General features: G+C 53.4%; 17 protein-coding genes. 12 read left to right on the top strand and 5 right to left on the bottom strand.

Annotation, left to right across the window (positions count from 1 at the left end; genetic code table 11):
• Positions 1 to 66: 66 nt before the first annotated feature.
• The 4 genes from Q0824_RS05195 to Q0824_RS05180 all read left to right on the top strand — a co-directional run bounded on the left by Q0824_RS05195 (position 67) and on the right by Q0824_RS05180 (position 4,641).
• On the top strand, positions 67 to 501 hold the full coding sequence (locus Q0824_RS05195; RefSeq protein ID WP_298448114.1) for a flagellar protein FlaG: 435 nt from the start codon (positions 67 to 69) through the stop codon (positions 499 to 501).
• Between the two features lie 253 nt (positions 502 to 754).
• The gene (gene fliD / locus Q0824_RS05190; RefSeq protein ID WP_298448112.1) at positions 755 to 2,752 is read left to right on the top strand and encodes a flagellar filament capping protein FliD; all 1,998 of its coding nucleotides are present in this window, start codon (positions 755 to 757) and stop codon (positions 2,750 to 2,752) included.
• A 33-nt stretch (positions 2,753 to 2,785) separates the two neighbouring features.
• On the top strand, positions 2,786 to 3,187 hold the full coding sequence (gene fliS / locus Q0824_RS05185; RefSeq protein ID WP_298448109.1) for a flagellar export chaperone FliS: 402 nt from the start codon (positions 2,786 to 2,788) through the stop codon (positions 3,185 to 3,187).
• A gap of 242 nt (positions 3,188 to 3,429) precedes the next feature.
• Positions 3,430 to 4,641: an argininosuccinate synthase gene (locus tag Q0824_RS05180; RefSeq protein WP_298448107.1), complete on the top strand. Its 1,212-nt coding sequence runs from the start codon at positions 3,430 to 3,432 to the stop codon at positions 4,639 to 4,641.
• A 21-nt stretch (positions 4,642 to 4,662) separates the two neighbouring features.
• On the opposite strand, the gene Q0824_RS05175 is transcribed toward Q0824_RS05180, so the two are convergent.
• Together Q0824_RS05175 and Q0824_RS05170 are read right to left on the bottom strand one after the other, a co-directional pair.
• Positions 4,663 to 5,682 carry an AraC family transcriptional regulator gene (locus tag Q0824_RS05175; protein ID WP_298448106.1) on the bottom strand — a complete coding sequence of 340 codons (1,020 nt, stop codon included), beginning with the start codon at positions 5,680 to 5,682 and terminating at the stop codon, positions 4,663 to 4,665.
• A gap of 320 nt (positions 5,683 to 6,002) precedes the next feature.
• On the bottom strand, positions 6,003 to 6,974 hold the full coding sequence (locus Q0824_RS05170; RefSeq protein ID WP_298448105.1) for a response regulator: 972 nt from the start codon (positions 6,972 to 6,974) through the stop codon (positions 6,003 to 6,005).
• Positions 6,975 to 7,091: 117 nt separating this feature from the next.
• Here Q0824_RS05170 and Q0824_RS05165 point away from each other — a divergent pair, with 117 nt between their 5' ends.
• The 3 genes from Q0824_RS05165 to Q0824_RS05155 all read left to right on the top strand — a co-directional run bounded on the left by Q0824_RS05165 (position 7,092) and on the right by Q0824_RS05155 (position 9,334).
• On the top strand, positions 7,092 to 7,574 hold the full coding sequence (locus Q0824_RS05165; RefSeq protein ID WP_298448104.1) for a YajQ family cyclic di-GMP-binding protein: 483 nt from the start codon (positions 7,092 to 7,094) through the stop codon (positions 7,572 to 7,574).
• A gap of 90 nt (positions 7,575 to 7,664) precedes the next feature.
• The gene (locus tag Q0824_RS05160; RefSeq protein ID WP_298449528.1) at positions 7,665 to 8,999 is read left to right on the top strand and encodes an MFS transporter; all 1,335 of its coding nucleotides are present in this window, start codon (positions 7,665 to 7,667) and stop codon (positions 8,997 to 8,999) included.
• A gap of 5 nt (positions 9,000 to 9,004) precedes the next feature.
• Positions 9,005 to 9,334: an MGMT family protein gene (locus Q0824_RS05155; RefSeq protein ID WP_298448103.1), complete on the top strand. Its 330-nt coding sequence runs from the start codon at positions 9,005 to 9,007 to the stop codon at positions 9,332 to 9,334.
• On the opposite strand, the gene Q0824_RS05150 is transcribed toward Q0824_RS05155, so the two are convergent.
• From Q0824_RS05150 to Q0824_RS05140, 3 genes are all read right to left on the bottom strand, one after another.
• A complete protein-coding gene (locus Q0824_RS05150) occupies positions 9,294 to 10,475 on the bottom strand; it encodes a type II toxin-antitoxin system HipA family toxin (RefSeq protein WP_298448102.1) in 1,182 nt (393 codons plus the stop codon). The two genes, Q0824_RS05155 and Q0824_RS05150, sit on opposite strands and share 41 nt — an antisense overlap.
• Entirely contained in the window at positions 10,465 to 10,707 is a 243-nt protein-coding gene (locus tag Q0824_RS05145) for a helix-turn-helix transcriptional regulator (protein WP_200201204.1), read from the bottom strand. The genes Q0824_RS05150 and Q0824_RS05145 overlap by 11 nt, the downstream gene beginning before the upstream one ends.
• 71 nt (positions 10,708 to 10,778) lie before the next feature.
• The gene (locus Q0824_RS05140) at positions 10,779 to 11,540 is read right to left on the bottom strand and encodes an SDR family oxidoreductase (protein WP_298448101.1); all 762 of its coding nucleotides are present in this window, start codon (positions 11,538 to 11,540) and stop codon (positions 10,779 to 10,781) included.
• Positions 11,541 to 11,630: 90 nt separating this feature from the next.
• Between Q0824_RS05140 and Q0824_RS05135 the strand changes: the two genes are divergently transcribed.
• The 5 genes from Q0824_RS05135 to Q0824_RS05115 all read left to right on the top strand — a co-directional run bounded on the left by Q0824_RS05135 (position 11,631) and on the right by Q0824_RS05115 (position 16,195).
• Entirely contained in the window at positions 11,631 to 12,158 is a 528-nt protein-coding gene (locus Q0824_RS05135) for an FxsA family protein (RefSeq protein ID WP_298448100.1), read from the top strand.
• Between the two features lie 194 nt (positions 12,159 to 12,352).
• On the top strand, positions 12,353 to 12,640 hold the full coding sequence (gene groES / locus Q0824_RS05130; protein ID WP_100639400.1) for a co-chaperone GroES: 288 nt from the start codon (positions 12,353 to 12,355) through the stop codon (positions 12,638 to 12,640).
• Between the two features lie 78 nt (positions 12,641 to 12,718).
• Positions 12,719 to 14,371: a chaperonin GroEL gene (gene groL / locus Q0824_RS05125; RefSeq protein ID WP_298448099.1), complete on the top strand. Its 1,653-nt coding sequence runs from the start codon at positions 12,719 to 12,721 to the stop codon at positions 14,369 to 14,371.
• A 175-nt stretch (positions 14,372 to 14,546) separates the two neighbouring features.
• Entirely contained in the window at positions 14,547 to 15,338 is a 792-nt protein-coding gene (gspN, locus tag Q0824_RS05120; RefSeq protein WP_298448098.1) for a type II secretion system protein N, read from the top strand.
• Entirely contained in the window at positions 15,338 to 16,195 is an 858-nt protein-coding gene (locus Q0824_RS05115) for a type II secretion system protein N (protein WP_298448097.1), read from the top strand. Before gspN ends, Q0824_RS05115 begins: the two co-directional genes overlap by 1 nt.
• The last annotated feature ends 22 nt before the right edge of the window (positions 16,196 to 16,217 follow it).

Genomic DNA, 16,217 nt, shown 5'->3' with positions numbered 1-16,217 from the left:
TTAACGGTAATAGCCGGAACCTTCGGGTTCCGGTTTTACGCCGTTTGAGTATAGCGAGGTAAAGCTATGAATGACGTTAACCTGAACAGCCCGGATTTGAAGCTGGTGCGCTCTGGCGCCCAGGCTCCGGCCAAGGCACTGTCGTCATCTCAGGCCGAGGGCATCAAAGCCCCTGACCTTGTTACTTCATCTACTGGCACTCGTCAGGTTCAGAATACCCAGGTTGCTAACGAAGCTTCCAAAGCCGAAAGGCTGCAAGAGCGCAGTGAGGCACAACGAGAAGAGCTGGGCCAGGCGGTTAGCCAGCTGAACGATTTTGTTCAGAATGTGCAGCGGGATCTTCAGTTTGAGGTAGATAACGAATCGGGCCAGACCATTGTGAAGGTGGTCGATCAGTCTACTCAGGAAGTGATTCGCCAGATGCCGGATGAAGTAGCATTGAGGTTGGCAGAGAAATTGCAGCAGGATGAACCGCTGACGTTGTTCAACATTAAAGTGTAAAAGCTTGCCGCTTTTGCGCGATTGAGAATAACGGTATTTCAGCACCGCCACTCCCGTAAGGGGCTGGCGGTGTTTTTGGTTTTGGGAGTAGAGGCTTTCCCCTCTCCCCTAGCCCCTCTCCCGCTGGGGGAGAGGGGGATAAAAGCAGTGTTACGCCGAGTTACAAAATTAAAGTGGTAAAGAGGCAAAGTTTTGCCGCTTGCGGTCGTTAAACGTAGTATAGAGTGATCAGCCCCTTAAAGGAGGCATTGGTATGGCAGGTATTTCATCACTGGGAATCGGGTCTGGCGTTCTGACGTCTGATCTGGTGGATCAGTTGGTTGCGGCAGAACGTGCACCGACTGAAAACCGGTTAACCCAGAAAACCCAGCAATCAGAAGCAATGCTCTCTGCCTATGGCAAGTTGCGCAGCGCCATTACTGAGTTGCGCCTGCCTATGCGCCAGCTAAGCTCTGCAGATAATCTGAAAGCTTTCTCCGCTACGTCTTCTAATGAAAATATCGGTGTTTCTGTAGACAGCACCAAAGCCAGCCGCGGTAGCTATAGCCTGAATGTGACCAGTCTGGCTCAGGCTCAGGCTTTGGCCTCGCAAGCTGTATTTGCAGACAGAGACACCGCCAGTGTGGGCCAAGGCACTTTGCAGTTATCGGTGGGTGACAAGGTTACCAATATCACTATCGATGGTAGCAACAATACGCTGCAGGGTATGGCAAATGTCATTAACGAAGCTAACGCAGGTGTGTCTGCGGGTATCATTGATACCGGTAATGGCTATCAGTTGGTAATGTCAGCGGATGAAACCGGCGTGGCCAATTCGGTAAGTATTTCCGCCACAGAAGAGGTGGGTGCAGAAGGCTTGGCGCGCTTTGCATTCGATGTTGCAGACCCGACAGCCAACCCGGATATGAAACAAACCATTGCCGCCACAGATGCGGTAATGGAGATCAACGGCATTGAAGTTACCCGCTCTTCTAACAGCTTTGAGAATGTGATTGATGGCCTTTCTTTCGACATCAAGGAAACAGGCACCTCTACCGTAACCGTTAGCCAGGATGTGGGTGCGGTAACGGATCGTGTTCAGGGTTTCGTAGACAAGTTCAATGCGCTGCAGTCCACCATAGACAGCCTGGCCGGTTTCAATAGCGAAGCCGGTGTGGGTGGTTTGTTGACAGGCGATAGCACCGTTCGAGCCCTTCAGGGCGAACTGCGCCAAGTGCTTACAGGTGTTGTGCCAGGGCTTGAAAATGCCAGTGTGCGTAGCTTGGCTGATGTGGGCGTTTCAACTGACCCGAATACCGGTGCTTTAAACTTTGACCGAGAAAAATTTGAAACCCAGTTAAAGAACAATCCGGACGACGTAACGGCACTCTTTGCGGAGCAGGGTAGAGCAACCGACAGTCAGGTTGAATTTGTTCGAAGTGGTACAAATACACAGGCGGGTAAGTACGATATTAATGTTACCCAGGCTGCGACCAGGGGAAGTTTGAATTACGCGGCTGCCGATACAGGAACCGTAACGGTTATGGCGGGCAACCGGTTTACCTTTGAGGTAGACGGTGAAACTCAGGTGAGCGTATTTTTGGAAAATGCGCCTGATGGTTCCCCTCTTTCCGGCACGGGGGATGATTTTACTGGGGCAGAGTTTGCCGCAGCTATACAGCAAGCTTTGGATAACAGCAGCGAGCTAAAAGCTGCAAACCGCTCTGTACAGGTTGCGTGGGATGCGACGGATGGCCTTACGTTTACCTCCGGGAACTATGGTGCGGAGTCTAACGTGAGATTGACCGGCGCGCTGAATGCGCCGAGCTTGAACTCTAAAGATGGGGTGGCGGGCACAGACGTAGCTGGAACAATTAATGGTCAGGTTGCTAAGGGTGATGGCCAAGTGTTGTATCTGGGTAGTGATGCAGGCGCCGCATCCGGCATTCAAGTGCGTATCCTCGGCGACCAAACCGGTTCTCGCGGTTCAATCAACTTTGTGCAGGGCATTGGCAAGAGCACGGTTGATCTGGTCAACGGTTTTGTGGGTGCGGATGGCAAGATTGAAAACCGTACCAGCAGTTTGAATCGCGAACTGGAAAAGATTCAGGAAAGTCAGGTAAAGCTGGATATTCGTATTGAATCTTACCGGGAGCGCTTGGTGAAACAATTTAGTGCGGCGGATTCGCTGATTTCCCAACTGAACAGCACCCGAGATTACGTGACCCAGCAGCTCGACGCTCTGGCTCCGCAGAACTTCAACAAGAAGTGATACCGGCGTAGCCGGTGAGAAACGAGGTTTACGATGAAAGGCTTAAAAGCGTACCAGCAGGTAAATACCCAGACCAGCATCACTGATGCCGATCCGCACAAGCTGATCCAATTGTTGTACAACGGTGCGCTGGAGCGGATTAACATGGCCAAGGCTCGCATGCAGGCCAAGGATTTTGAAGGCAAGGGAAAGCTGATTGGCAAGGCCATTGAAATCATCGGTGGGCTGAGGGGCTTTTTGGACTTCGAAAAAGGTGGTGAGCTAGCTGCGCGCCTTGAAGGTTTGTACGACTATATGGAGCGTACGCTTCTTGAAGCCAGTGCCAAGAACGATATGGCCAAGCTGGATGAAGTCGCAGATCTGCTGCGCTCGATCAAAGATGGTTGGGATGGCATTCGTGAAGAGGCGGTGTCTAAGTCAGCTCAGGTTGGTTGATTTTACCCTCCCCTCTCCCCAACCCCTCTCCCGCCAGGGGAGAGGGGCTTTACTGCACTCCCTTGGGCATGCTGAGTCGCCTAGTGCTCTAGTTGTGTAGCTCCCCTCGCCCCTGGCGGGAGAGGGGCCGGGGGAGAGGGGGTGACGTTCCTCCCGCTCCCAATAGCCAACTCCCCCGCCATCCCGTACAATACGCCCCTTCTTTTCAATACATCCATTCTGTTCAGTCTGGAGCAAAAAATATGTCTGATATTAAAAAGGTGGTTCTGGCCTATTCTGGCGGCCTGGATACCTCCGTTATTGTTCGGTGGTTGCAGGATACTTACAACTGTGAGGTGGTAACGTTTACCGCCGACATCGGCCAGGGTGAGGAAGTTGAGCCTGCGCGTGCGAAGGCGGAAGCCTTGGGCGTGAAGGAAATTTACATTGAGGACCTGCGCGAGGAGTTTGTGCGCGATTATGTGTTCCCGATGTTCCGTGCTAACACTATTTATGAAGGCGAGTACCTGCTGGGTACGTCTATTGCCCGCCCTCTGATTGCCAAGCGCTTGATTGATATTGCCAACAAAACCGGCGCAGATGCCATTTCCCACGGCGCGACGGGTAAGGGTAACGATCAGGTTCGTTTCGAGCTGGGTGCTTATGCGCTTAAGCCTGGTGTTAAGGTTATCGCGCCTTGGCGTGAGTGGGATCTGAACTCCCGTGAGAAGCTGCTGGCGTACTGTGCCGAGCGTAATATTCAGGTAGATATGAAGAAGGGCAAGTCGCCTTACTCCATGGATGCCAACCTGCTGCACATTTCTTATGAAGGTATGAATCTGGAAGATCCTTGGTCAGAAGCCGAGGATGATATGTGGCGCTGGAGTGTGTCTCCGGAAGCTGCACCAGATAAGCCGACCTACATCGAGCTTACCTACCGCAAGGGCGATATTGTTGCCGTTGACGGTGTGGAGATGAAGGCCCACGAAGTGCTGGAAAACCTGAACAAGGTTGCTGGCGCTAACGGTATTGGCCGTTTGGATATTGTTGAGAACCGCTATGTGGGCATGAAGTCCCGTGGCTGTTACGAAACACCGGGCGGCACGATTATGCTGCGCGCGCACCGTGCTATTGAGTCCATCACCCTGGACCGCGAAGTGGCGCACCTTAAAGATAGCTTGATGCCGCGTTACGCTGAGGTTATCTATAACGGCTACTGGTGGTCGCCTGAGCGTGAAGCTCTGCAGGCACTGATTGACCAGACTCAGGAATACGTGAACGGCGTTGTTCGCCTGAAGCTGTACAAAGGTAACGTGGATGTTGTGGGCCGTAAGTCTGACGACTCCCTGTTCGATGAAACCATCGCGACCTTCGAAGAAGATCACGGTGCCTACGACCAGAAGGATGCAGAAGGCTTCATCAAGCTGAACGCTCTGCGTCTGCGGATTGCTGCGGGTAAAGGTCGTAAGCTTTAAGGCTAGGCCCAAGTCGTAAAATTAAGTAGTAGGCGCCCGGAACTCTCCGGGCGTCTTCCCCGCCACCGCTTTGAATTTCCGGTGAAACGAAGTGGTTTCGCTGTAGCCCAGTCTTAACGCAATATCCGGAATGCTCAGATCACTGTTCAGCAGGTAATCTTCCGCCATCTTCTGGCGAACTTCATCCAGTAGCTTCTGATAAGAAACCCCTTCCTGGCTTAGTTTTCGCTGCAGGGTTCTGCTCGTAATTCCTAAATCTTCCGCCACCATGTCTTGCCGGGTTATACCGTGCATCAGCTGTTTCTGAATGCTGTGCTTCACCTGTGATGTCAGGTCTGTGTCTGTATCCAGTGAGGCCAACTGCGTTAGGGCGTGGGCTTCCAGGGTTTTGCGCAGCATGGGGTCGGGTTGGCGCAGCCGGGTTTCCAGTAATTCTTTTTTTAGGGTTATGGAGTCTTCGTCTGCGCCAAACTGAACAGGGCATTTCCAGCGTTCCTGGTAGGCCTGTTCAAGGTCAGCGCCTGGGGATTGACGCTTCAGCCGCACGTTGGTGGGCGAGGCGCTGGTATTGTCTGCTAGCCAACGCGCATAGTTCACCCAGGAAGCGAACACGTTGTCGATAACCTGTGGCCGCACAATCGGGTGGTTGTAGTTGCAGTTCCATACCAGTTTGATGGATTCGTTATCCATAGCGAGCGAGGTGGTGCCCATGTCACCCACCAGTTTCTCAAAAGGCGCAATGCGGGCGACGGCTTCCCCTAGGGTTACACAGCTCATAGTAATGTAACCCAGCACGCTGTAGGAGCCTGGCTGCACAAAATCGCCGGTTTCAAGCCCGAGTATAGGGTTGTTGGTGAGTTCGCAGAGTAGAAGAATGAACTGCTGAAACTGATCCCCGTTTATGCGGCCTTCGTCAGAATCCAGGATAGCGGGGTCTAAGCCGGCTTTTGTAAAAAGCTCGGAGGTATCGGCGCCAATGGATTCGGCGGCGCGCACATACTGGCGCAGGGCAGCAACGGAGGCGGTTCCTAGATTTGTCATGATGGGTTTGTCACGATTACAGCACGGTTGTTTTTAGGTGTTATCAGGGGAGTATAACGAAACTTGTGCTGAACAACTTAAACGAATGGTTTGCCCGGAGCAAAAAACAAAAAGGCCAGCTAAAGAGCTGGCCTAAAGAGAGAACAAACGAAAGTGCCTGAAAAATTCGTTAATTCGGTGGATTCCCATTTGACGGCGGAGGTACAACACGGCTCCTCCGCCATGGGGGATACTGCTTAAATCCACAATCTCAGAATAGGGCGTTCGCTGGTCTGTGTCTGTGCGTGATGTGTGTCACAGTGTTACAGATTGTTCCAGGTTCAGGCGCTTGCGCCTAGCGTCGGTACCGTCTCGGTAAAGCGCCTGGTTTCGTAAGCGTCTACTAGGCCGTGTACAGCCGCTTGCTCCATATCCCGAATGGAGGGCGTTCCGTTTTGAGCATCGGCTTTGCACAGCACCATGCCGGCCTCTACTGAAATGTACCCGGCCGTTGTTTTCAGGGCTTTATGGTTAATGCCATCGAATACCCGGCGAAACGCCGTGGTAGTGCAGTGGTCACTATTCGGGAAGTAAGCAATGATGGCGAACTGGTTGTCGCCCACACGGCAAAGCACGTCGATGGGGCGAATCAGGGTGCTGAGCCTGCGCGCAATACCAACCGCCAGCTCAGACATTACCGTGGGCGGGTGTTTGCGCTTCAAATCCTGCCAGTTGCGAATGCCGCACAGCACATAGGCCGATGCACCGCCCCGGGATTCTGCGTGCCGAAGCATTTTGGTGAGCCGGTCGCGCCCGTATCGGTTGTTGCACAGCCCGGTTTCCAGATCAATGATGTTGCTGGATTCGAGTTCGCGGTTGTTCTCGATGAGCAAGGCGTTGGCACGCAGCAGCGTGTTTTGGCGATCTGCCATGCGGTCTGCAGCAAAAATCCTGGGAATCAGCTGCTTGGTCATGTCGGATTTGTAAATGAAGTCGTCTACGCCTCGGTCGAACGCTAATGCCAAGGCTTCTACGCTTTCCCGGGCTGTCAGGAGGAATACATAGGTGTAGTGGTTCGTTTGTTCATCCAGCTGGCGTACCTTGTCAGTGAGTTGCAACCCGTCCATTTCAGGCATCAACCAATCTGCAATTAGTACACTTACCGCACGCTGTTCCATCAGCTTAAGGGCCGCAGGGGCATTGTTGGCGATGCGTACGTCGCGATACCCGGCATTTCGCAGAGTTCGGCCAACCACCATACTGCTGAATTTAGCGTCGTCTACTACGAGGATAGGGAGATCCAGATTCGGCATTGTTACCTACTTTTACCAGTCCATTGTCAGATGCGGGGATTTCCGGAGCTTGGTATGCTTGGCCCCTTAAATTCAAGCAACGAGTATACTCGCAACAGCTCCTGGAGAATAACGATCATGCCCTCTTTTGACATTGTTTCAGAAATTGATATGCACGAAGTGACCAATGCGGTGGACAAAGCCAAGAAAGATCTGGGTAATCGCTGGGATTTCAAAAATGTGGATGCGGATATCGAAATGGACGATAAGGGTGTAACGGTCAGCGCGGAGCAGGAATTTCAGCTTGAGCAGTTGATCGACATTCTGCGCATGGCGTTTGCAAGCCGGGATATTGATGGTCGTGCACTTTCAGAGAGTGGCGAAAGCAAGTCCGGAAAGCTGATCAAGCAGCATTTTGTACTCAAGCAGGGCCTTGAAACCGATATGGCAAAAAAGATCGTGAAGCTGATCAAAGAGGCCAAGTTGAAAGTGCAATCCAGCATTCAGGGTGACAAGGTGCGGGTAACCGGCAAGAAGCGGGACGATCTGCAAACTGCGATTGCCCTGCTGCGCGAGACTGAGCTGGATGTACCCCTGCAGTTCAATAATTTCCGCGACTGATTCGGAGGCTCCACCATTTCAACCGGCACCCGTCTGGATTTGATCCGGGATACGCTACACACCTACACGCGCTGGCAGGTCATTGCTCTGCTGTTTCTCGGCTTTTCTGCCGGGTTGCCGTTTTTGCTGGTGTTCTCCACGTTGAACGCCAGGCTTGCGGATGTGGGCGTGGAAACCGCCACCATCGGTTTTTTCAGCTGGCTGGGGATCACCTATTCCATCAAGGTGTTTTGGGCGCCGGTTGTAGATCGGCTGAAATTGCCGGTGCTCGACAGGCTTTTGGGCAAACGCCGCAGCTGGATTTTGTTCGCGCAGGTGGGTATCGCCACCGGCTTGTATCTGATGGCCCATGTGGATGCCATTGCGGTGCCGGAAACCATGGCGTTGTGCGGCTTGTTGGTGGCGTTTTCATCTGCCACTCAAGACGTAGCTATAGACGCCTATCGCATTGAGATCGCCGAAGAGCGGCTGCAGGCGGCGCTGGCGGCTACTTATATCTTCGGGTATCGGCTGGCATTGCTGGTTGCAGGTGCAGGGGCTTTGTATCTTGCCGAGTTCTGGTCGTGGCAGGTGTCCTATGAGGTTATGGCGGCACTGGTGGGTGTGGGTGCATTGACCGTGCTGGTGGTGCGGGAGCCTGCGGTAAACCATTTTTCGGCTGCTCAGGATATTGCACAGAAAATCGAGCAGGAAGCTGCGAAACGCACCCACCTCGGGCCTCGGGTAGCCCGATTTGCAGGTTGGTTTTATGCTGCAGTTGCGGGGCCGTTTCTGGATTTCTTTCGCCGTTATAAAGAGCTTTCCATCGCGATTCTATTGATGGTGGCGGTGTACCGCATTTCCGATATTGCCATGGGCGTGATGGCCAATCCTTTCTATCTGAATTTTATGGGCTTCAGCAAAACCCAGGTGGCAGACGTCACCAAGATTTTCGGGTTTTTCATGACCATTGCCGGCTCTCTGGCGGGCGGTGTTCTGGTTGTGCGTTACGGAACGAGAAAGATTCTGCTGGCGGGGGCCATCCTGACGGCCAGTACCAATCTTTTGTTCGTGTTTCTGGCACAGTACCCGCCCAACCTGGCCACATTGGCGGTGGTGGTGAGCGCCGATAATCTCAGTGGGGGTATTGCCAATGTGGCGTTGATTGCCTGGCTTTCCAGCATGACCAGTGCGTCTTTCACCGCCACTCAATATGCATTGTTCAGCTCCTTGATGACACTGCCGGGTAAGTTCCTGGGCGGTTTCTCGGGGATGGTTGTGGCGGGCTATGGTTATGCGGAGTTTTTCCTCGTGGCCGGCTTGATGGGGATCCCCGCCATTCTTCTGGCTATGTTCCTGATTCGACAAGGCGAGAGGCTGGATGCTCTGGCGCCGGATCACTCCGGAAAGGGCGAGCCGGACGCCCCTCAACCAACGGGAGGCTAGGTACTATGGAGCCGTATGAGGAATCGCAAGAGGAGCCGACTAAAGATCAAAAAATCTGGCAGGTAGTGATGGCTGTTCCGCCGGGCAAGGTCGTCAGCTATGGGCAGGTAGCAGACATGGCGGGACTTGGCCGGCAGGCCCGCTACATTGGCCGCGCACTTGGCAAGCTGCCGAAAGGCCACTCAGTGCCTTGGTACCGGGTAATTCGCAGCAATGGCCAGATTGCATTCCCGGAAGGTTCGGAAATCTACCAGGAACAGGTTAGCCGGCTGCAAGCCGAAGGCGTGGAAGTGGTCAACGGCCGGGTAGCGATGCGCCGGTTTCGGTGGCAATAAGAGTTTGCAGGTGCTCCAGTACCATTCTTTGGTCTGTGTCAGGGGTTTGGGCAAGCCGCATCGTTAGGTAAGGCAGTAGTTCTCTCAGGGCGTTTCTACATTCTTCATAAAGTGCCGTGGCCCTGGCTCCTGTCAGCTCGCAGGCCTGCACTCCAAAGCGTTCAAGCTTTGCACGAGGCATCCATTTTTTGCTGCCGGCAAGTGTTAGTGCTGGGATATCCTGGTTTATATAAACCGTCGTGCATACTATATCGTAGGCAGGGGCCAGCCTGATTGAGTCAGTGTTCTTGTAGATCAGGCCAAAGTTTTTCAGGTGTGCATCACCATTTTGCAGTGCGTTGTTGAGCACAATCATTTTGAAGAACTGCTCCAGTGACGCTCTTTTACTCGCTGGGCTTGCAAAGGTTTTTATTGTTTTTGCAACTTGCTCATAGCTTCCGGTGTACTTGTCGTCCCGCTGTTTTGCCTGGAGGACGCACATATCCTCAAAGCCCAGCGCACTGCCGTCTTCATTCAGATCAAACCGTTTCATGATAAACAGAGATTCGTCATCAGAGAGATGAAACTCCGGTACCGGAATGCCTGCGTATTTGCAGGCCAGCATGCAGCAGTATTCATTCAGGGCAAGGGCCGGGTAGTCTTGCCCCCAGGCTTTGACAATGAAATCGTCCAGGCGCAACGTCGCTTTGTTCTCAAGCTGAGCCAGCACTTTAGGTTGCACGCCACTCAGCGCCGAGCGTAACGCAAATCGTGAAACCAGTTCTTCAAATAGCCCTGGATTGTCTGAATGCAAGAGCGTATCGAGGTGAAACGGGTTGCTTTCGGATTGATCCTGGCGGTTGTACTCGATGCGCCCACGGATTGATGGGGCGAGTAGTCTCAGAAGGCCCAGGTCGTCAGTATCGGTGATTTTAGCAAACTGCTTTTTGATGGTAGAGAGCAAGTAACCTTCAGGCAGGTGCATTTCAAAGATTGGGTGAAGATAGCGATGGCTGTACTCCTTTCGGCGCACCGGCATAGTGAGGGATACAAACTGATCCGGGGAGGTGCTATCACCATAGCTGAAAACAATATCCGCGGTTTCCTTGAACAGCTTCCCCGTTTGATGGCCATCTACGCATACGTCTAGCTCACTGCTCATCCCTAAGCTCCTCAAACGTAGGGAAAGGCGACTTATCCCGAATGTTGAGTTCCTTGCCCAGATAATCCAGAATTTTCATTACCTTGCGTATGCCAATGTCGCCCGAACGGCCATTTTCCAGTGCATTGATGGTGGCTCGGGACATGCCGAGGTGTTCAGCCATTTTTTGCTGAGACACCCCGTGTTGCTGGCGCAAAGTTGAGATAGTCTGCCCTAGAGTCTGGTAATCCATATTGCCGCCATGTGTCCAATATACTTCACAATTTAGCAATTTTCTCTGTTTTGTAAAGTATTTTAGTCACTTTAGAGCCTCAGGGCGCCATCCACTTCAATCATCCGGCCAGACAGATAGTCGTTTTCAAAGATAAACGCTGCAGTTGAAGCAATCTCTTCCGGCTTACCCATACGCTTTAGTGGAATACCTGCGGTCATTTTCTCTAGCGCTTCCGGTTTCATGGAGGCAGTCATTTCTGTTTCTATAAAGCCCGGTGCAATACCCATGCAGCGGATACCGTGGCGGGCGAGTTCTTTTGCCCACACTGGCACCAAGGCAGATACACCGGCTTTGGCGGCCGAGTAGTTGCTTTGCCCCATGTTGCCCGCGCGGGAAATGGACGCGATGTTGATGATGGCGCCTTTGCTGCCGGTTTGGATCATCTGGGTGGCGGCTTCCCGGCCGCACAGGAAAACACCTGTGAGGTTAACGTCGATAACCGACTGCCACTGGGACAGCTCCATGCGCTTGGTGATCTCGCCGTCTTTGGTTTTCAGCAGCAGCCCGTCTCTCAAAATGCCGGCGTTATTAACAAGGCCATTAAGTTGGCCGAAGTCGTCTGCAATGGCTGCAAATGTTGCTTCTACTTCGTCTTCTTTTGCCACGTTGCACAGGTAGATTTTGGCTTCAGAGCCCGCGGCTTTGCAGGCGGCTGCAGCTTCCTCCAACTTATCCTGGGCAAGGTCAATCAGCGCCAGTTTTGCGCCTTTGGCCGCCAGGTATTCTGCCATGGCACGGCCAAGGCCCTGGCCGCCGCCGGTAATTGCAATCACGGAATCTTGAAGTTTCATGTTTTGCCCTTAAATAGAAATCAGATGTAATCGAAAGGGCTGCGAGTATACCAGACCCTGGAATGCCCAAACCCGAAACACGAGAGCCTGATGTCCATATTCTTGTTTGTTTTTATTGTTATGCCGATTGCCGAAATGGCGGTTCTGATTCAGGTCGGCAGCGTGATTGGTGTGTTCAATACCATCGGTTTCGTGTTGCTGACGGCGGTGGCGGGAGCCTGGCTGCTTCGCCAGCAAGGGCTGGCAACTCTGTTGAAAGCCAACCAGCGCCTGAGCAGCGGTGAGCTCCCAGCCAAGGAAGTGGCTGAGGGGTTAATTCTTGCGGTTGGCGGTGTGCTTTTGCTTACCCCGGGGTTTATTACTGATGCCGTCGGGTTTTTGTGCCTTTTACCATTCAGCAGGCACTGGCTGGCGGCTCAGGCACTGAAGCGTATGGTTGCGACTAACACCAGCGGTGGGTTTTATTTTCGAGCGGGTGGCGGGCAAAGCCCCTTTGGAGAATCCGGTAACCCCTTCGGGCAACAGCGCCCGTTCGACCGCGATGGCAGCGGCGACATTATCGAAGGGGAATACCGTGATGAAACTGAAACCAACCATGATCGCCTCGATAAAAAGTGAAAAATTTATCAGAGCAGGTATTGAAAACCCCTGTGCCAGCCCCACATAGGAATCACAAGTTCGCCGCAGGCTGATACTTGCTGGAAAACAGCAGGTTAGAAGCCGGGCAATTTTGTCGGATTGCACCTGTAGTCCGGCCATTAACAGCAAATGTCATTGCCACATTAATCTGACTAATTGGAGAAAACCGAGCAATGAAGATTCGTCCGTTACACGATCGTGTCGTTGTACGCCGTAAGGAAGAAGAAGAGAAAACTGCAGGCGGCATCGTGCTGCCGGGTAATGCCAAAGAGAAGCCGTCCCAGGGTGAAGTCATTGCCGTGGGTAATGGTCGCATTCTGGAAAATGGCGAGACTCGTGCGCTGGCAGTCAAAGCGGGTGATACCGTGGTTTTTGGCCAATACGCCGGCAACACTGTAAAAATCGACGGTGAAGAGCTGCTCATCATGAGCGAAAGCGATATTTACGGCGTGCTTGAGTGATCGCTGAAGCAATTCGCACGAACAGTCATTAACTCGATTGATTCAACGAATTCGATTTAACGAACAGGAATAGAACACATGTCAGCAAAAGAAGTTAAATTCGGTGATAGCGCCCGTAAGCGCATGGTTGCAGGCGTCAACGTTCTTGCAGACGCAGTTCGCGTAACTCTGGGCCCCAAGGGCCGCAACGTGGTTCTGGAGAAGTCGTTTGGCGCTCCGGTAATCACTAAAGACGGCGTATCGGTTGCCAAAGAAATCGAACTGAAAGACAAGTTCGAAAACATGGGCGCCCAGATGGTGAAGGAAGTTGCTTCCCAGGCGAACGAAACGGCGGGTGACGGTACCACTACCGCAACCGTTCTGGCTCAGGCCATCGTGAATGAAGGCGTTAAGTCTGTTACCGCCGGCATGAACCCAATGGATCTGAAACGCGGCATCGACAAGGCCACTACGGAAGCCGTTAAAGCTATCCGTGAAATGGCCCGTCCTTGCGACGATACCCGCAGCATTGCGCAGGTAGGCACCATCTCTGCCAACGGCGACGAGACTATCGGCAAGCTGATTGCTGATGCTATGGAGAAAGTTGGTAAAGAAGGCGTTATCACGGTTGAAGAAGGCCGTGGCCTGGATGACGAGCTGGACGTAGTAGAAGGCATGCAGTTCGATCGTGGCTTCCTGTCTCCGTACTTCATCAACAACCAGGACAACATGTCGGTTGAACTTGATGACCCGTACATGCTGTTGGTCGACAAGAAAATCTCCAACATCCGCGAATTGCTGCCGGTGCTGGAAGCTGTTGCCAAAGCAGGCAAGCCGCTGATGATCATCGCTGAAGACATCGAAGGCGAAGCGCTGGCTACTCTGGTTGTGAACAACATGCGTGGCATTGTGAAAGTCGCTGCTGTTAAAGCGCCTGGCTTTGGTGATCGCCGCAAGGAAATGCTGCAGGACATCGCCATTCTGACCGGCGGTACTGTGATTTCCGAAGAAGTTGGCCTGAGCCTGGAGAACACCACTCTTGATGATCTCGGCACAGCCAAGCGTGTAAACCTGACTAAAGAAAACACCACCATCATTGACGGTGCTGGTGCACAGGCTGATATCGAAGCCCGTGTTGAGCAGGTGCGTAAGCAGATTGAAGACAGCTCTTCAGATTACGACAAAGAAAAGCTTCAGGAGCGTGTGGCCAAGCTGGCTGGCGGTGTTGCCGTTATCAAGGTAGGCGCTGGTTCTGAAGTGGAAATGAAAGAGAAGAAGGCACGTGTTGAAGACGCGCTGCACTCTACTCGCGCTGCCGTTGAAGAAGGCATTGTGCCTGGTGGTGGTGTAACCCTGATCCGCGCTATTGCTGCGCTGGACAAGGTAGATGCCATCAACGAAGAGCAGAAAGCCGGTGTTAACATCCTGCGTCGTGCGATGGAAGCGCCTCTGCGCCAGATCGTATCCAACGCAGGCGGCGAGTCTTCTGTAGTGGTTGCCAAGGTTCGCGAAGGCGAAGGTTCCTTTGGTTACAACGCTGCTATCGAAGAGTACGGCGATATGCTGGAAATGGGTATTCTGGATCCAGCCAAGGTCACTCGCTCTGCACTGCAGGCAGCTGCTTCTATAGCGTCTCTGATCATCACTACTGAAGCGATGGTTGCAGACGAGCCAGCAGAAGAAGGCGCTGGCGGTGGAATGCCAGATATGGGTGGAATGGGCGGAATGGGAGGCATGGGCGGCATGATGTGATGCCGTTCATAGCTTGCTGATTCCGACTGCGTCGCAAAAATAGCGACGTGGCCTGATCTGCACTCAAAAACCCCGCGTCGGTTCACACTGATGCGGGGTTTTTGTTTTTTTGTCATGAACTTGACCTGAGCGTTTGCTAGACTCGGCAACCGGTCAACTGTCTGTGTGCTACCGAATGAGTGACGCTGAATCCAAACCTTTTCTTCGCCCCGGCAAACTGTTTTTGCTTGTGTTGCTGGGGTTGTTTGTGTACTTGGGCGCCTTGATTGTTTTTGTTCCAGCCGGCTGGGTCTGGCATAAAGCCTCTCCCTATGTTTCATTGCCACCCCAGGTACAGGTGCAGCAGATAGCGGGCCGTGTTTGGGATGGTACCGCCAGCGTGGTGGTTGCCGGTTTCCCGTTGCGTGTTGAGTGGCAGCTGGGCTGGCCATCTATTACACAGTTGGAGCAGCCGGTACGGATTTCTGTGGCGTCACTGCAATCCGAGGTTTCGGGTGATATAGCCATAGGGTGGCCCGAAAATGCCCGGCTGAATGCCCGTGGCACCATTGCTGTCGCAGAGTTTGAAGAATTGATTCGGCGCAGCGGTGGCGCAATGATTGAGGGCGATGTGAGCATCGATCGCCTGGCTCTGGAGTGGGCAGATGGCCGCGTTATTCGTGCGGATGGTCTCGGACGATGGGCTGGCGGTAGCGTAAGCTGGCCTATGGGTGAGCAAACCGGGCAAGCAAAGTTCCCGCCTATGGAGGCCACCATGGATACCACCAGCGGTGGTGTGGCCTTGGTAGTTGCCGAGCAGGCAGGCAGTGGCCCGGCGGCGGATGCCAGTATTCTCTGGAACGGGATGATGGAGTTGCGGGTATACAAACGCATGATAGATCTCGCGGGCCAACCCTGGCCGGATTCCGCCAGCCCTGATGATATTGTGTTTCGTGTAAGGCAACCGCTGTTGCCGGGGGCGCGTTGATGGTGGCAATGCCGGCTCCTGATACCCAACACCGGATTGCAAAAGCGGTGGCCAACCTGCTGCTGGTATGGCTGGTTGTGTATTTAAGTGTTGTGATGGCAAATGCCACATGGCTATTTGCCTGGCAGGATAAACCGATTGTGGTTGCGCCTGCGGGTGGCCCATCTGCGGCCCAGGCTTTTGGGCGGTCTGGTAGCTACCCAATGGCCAGTTATGAGTTTTTTGGCCGAGCGGAAGCGCCTGGGGAGGTAGCGGAAGCGGTTAAGCGTGCGGCTCCGGAAACCGGTTTGCGGCTAAGGCTTGAAGGTGTTCTTGTGGGACAGCGCCCGGAAGACTCGGGTGCTATAGTGGCCGGGAGTAACGGTGAAACCGCGTGGTATCGTGTTGGTGAAATGCTGCCAGGCAATGCCGAATTGGCTGAAGTGGAAGCGGGCCGAATCCTGATTCGCCGTGGTGGGCGCTATGAGTCTCTGACATTTGAGGAAGACGATGTTTCCACAATGGTTGCAGAGGTGGCACAGGTACCTGCAGAATCATCACCGGAAGCATTCCTTGAGAATGCAAAGCAGCAGCTCGATAGCGCAGGCGCGGCAGCTCTGACCCCATACGGGCTTGCGCCAGTGGATGAGTCTGGTGGCTCGGGCTACGTGTACGATGGCTCCAATGCCATGCTGAACGCAGTGAATCTCAAAGCGGGTGATGTGATTACCGCCATCAACGGGCAGCGCCTGGGTGATGTGCAGCAAGATCGATCGCTGCTCGAAAGCTGGCGCGGCCAAGCCAGCCTGGATATAGAAATCGAACGTGACGGGTCTATTCTCAACATCAGTTATGCCATACCTGAGCAGTGGCGCTGACCGGGATTATCGATACAGGACG

Origin of the sequence: uncultured Marinobacter sp. (assembly GCF_947488835.1) — a bacterium.
Classification (GTDB): domain Bacteria; phylum Pseudomonadota; class Gammaproteobacteria; order Pseudomonadales; family Oleiphilaceae; genus Marinobacter.
Note: the sequence above shows the minus strand (reverse complement) of the source record. Positions and strands in the feature narration are given on the sequence as shown.

Coding starts and splice junctions, on each gene's coding strand:
- fliS (WP_298448109.1), top strand. CDS start 2,786: ATGAAAGGCTTAAAAGCGTACCAGCAGGTAAATACCCAGACCAGCATC.
- Q0824_RS05140 (WP_298448101.1), bottom strand. CDS start 11,540: ATGAAACTTCAAGATTCCGTGATTGCAATTACCGGCGGCGGCCAGGGC.
- Q0824_RS05195 (WP_298448114.1), top strand. CDS start 67: ATGAATGACGTTAACCTGAACAGCCCGGATTTGAAGCTGGTGCGCTCT.
- fliD (WP_298448112.1), top strand. CDS start 755: ATGGCAGGTATTTCATCACTGGGAATCGGGTCTGGCGTTCTGACGTCT.
- groES (WP_100639400.1), top strand. CDS start 12,353: ATGAAGATTCGTCCGTTACACGATCGTGTCGTTGTACGCCGTAAGGAA.
- Q0824_RS05150 (WP_298448102.1), bottom strand. CDS start 10,475: ATGAGCAGTGAGCTAGACGTATGCGTAGATGGCCATCAAACGGGGAAG.
- Q0824_RS05155 (WP_298448103.1), top strand. CDS start 9,005: ATGGAGCCGTATGAGGAATCGCAAGAGGAGCCGACTAAAGATCAAAAA.
- groL (WP_298448099.1), top strand. CDS start 12,719: ATGTCAGCAAAAGAAGTTAAATTCGGTGATAGCGCCCGTAAGCGCATG.
- Q0824_RS05165 (WP_298448104.1), top strand. CDS start 7,092: ATGCCCTCTTTTGACATTGTTTCAGAAATTGATATGCACGAAGTGACC.
- Q0824_RS05115 (WP_298448097.1), top strand. CDS start 15,338: ATGGTGGCAATGCCGGCTCCTGATACCCAACACCGGATTGCAAAAGCG.
- Q0824_RS05175 (WP_298448106.1), bottom strand. CDS start 5,682: ATGACAAATCTAGGAACCGCCTCCGTTGCTGCCCTGCGCCAGTATGTG.
- Q0824_RS05135 (WP_298448100.1), top strand. CDS start 11,631: ATGTCCATATTCTTGTTTGTTTTTATTGTTATGCCGATTGCCGAAATG.
- Q0824_RS05145 (WP_200201204.1), bottom strand. CDS start 10,707: ATGGATTACCAGACTCTAGGGCAGACTATCTCAACTTTGCGCCAGCAA.
- Q0824_RS05170 (WP_298448105.1), bottom strand. CDS start 6,974: ATGCCGAATCTGGATCTCCCTATCCTCGTAGTAGACGACGCTAAATTC.
- Q0824_RS05180 (WP_298448107.1), top strand. CDS start 3,430: ATGTCTGATATTAAAAAGGTGGTTCTGGCCTATTCTGGCGGCCTGGAT.
- gspN (WP_298448098.1), top strand. CDS start 14,547: ATGAGTGACGCTGAATCCAAACCTTTTCTTCGCCCCGGCAAACTGTTT.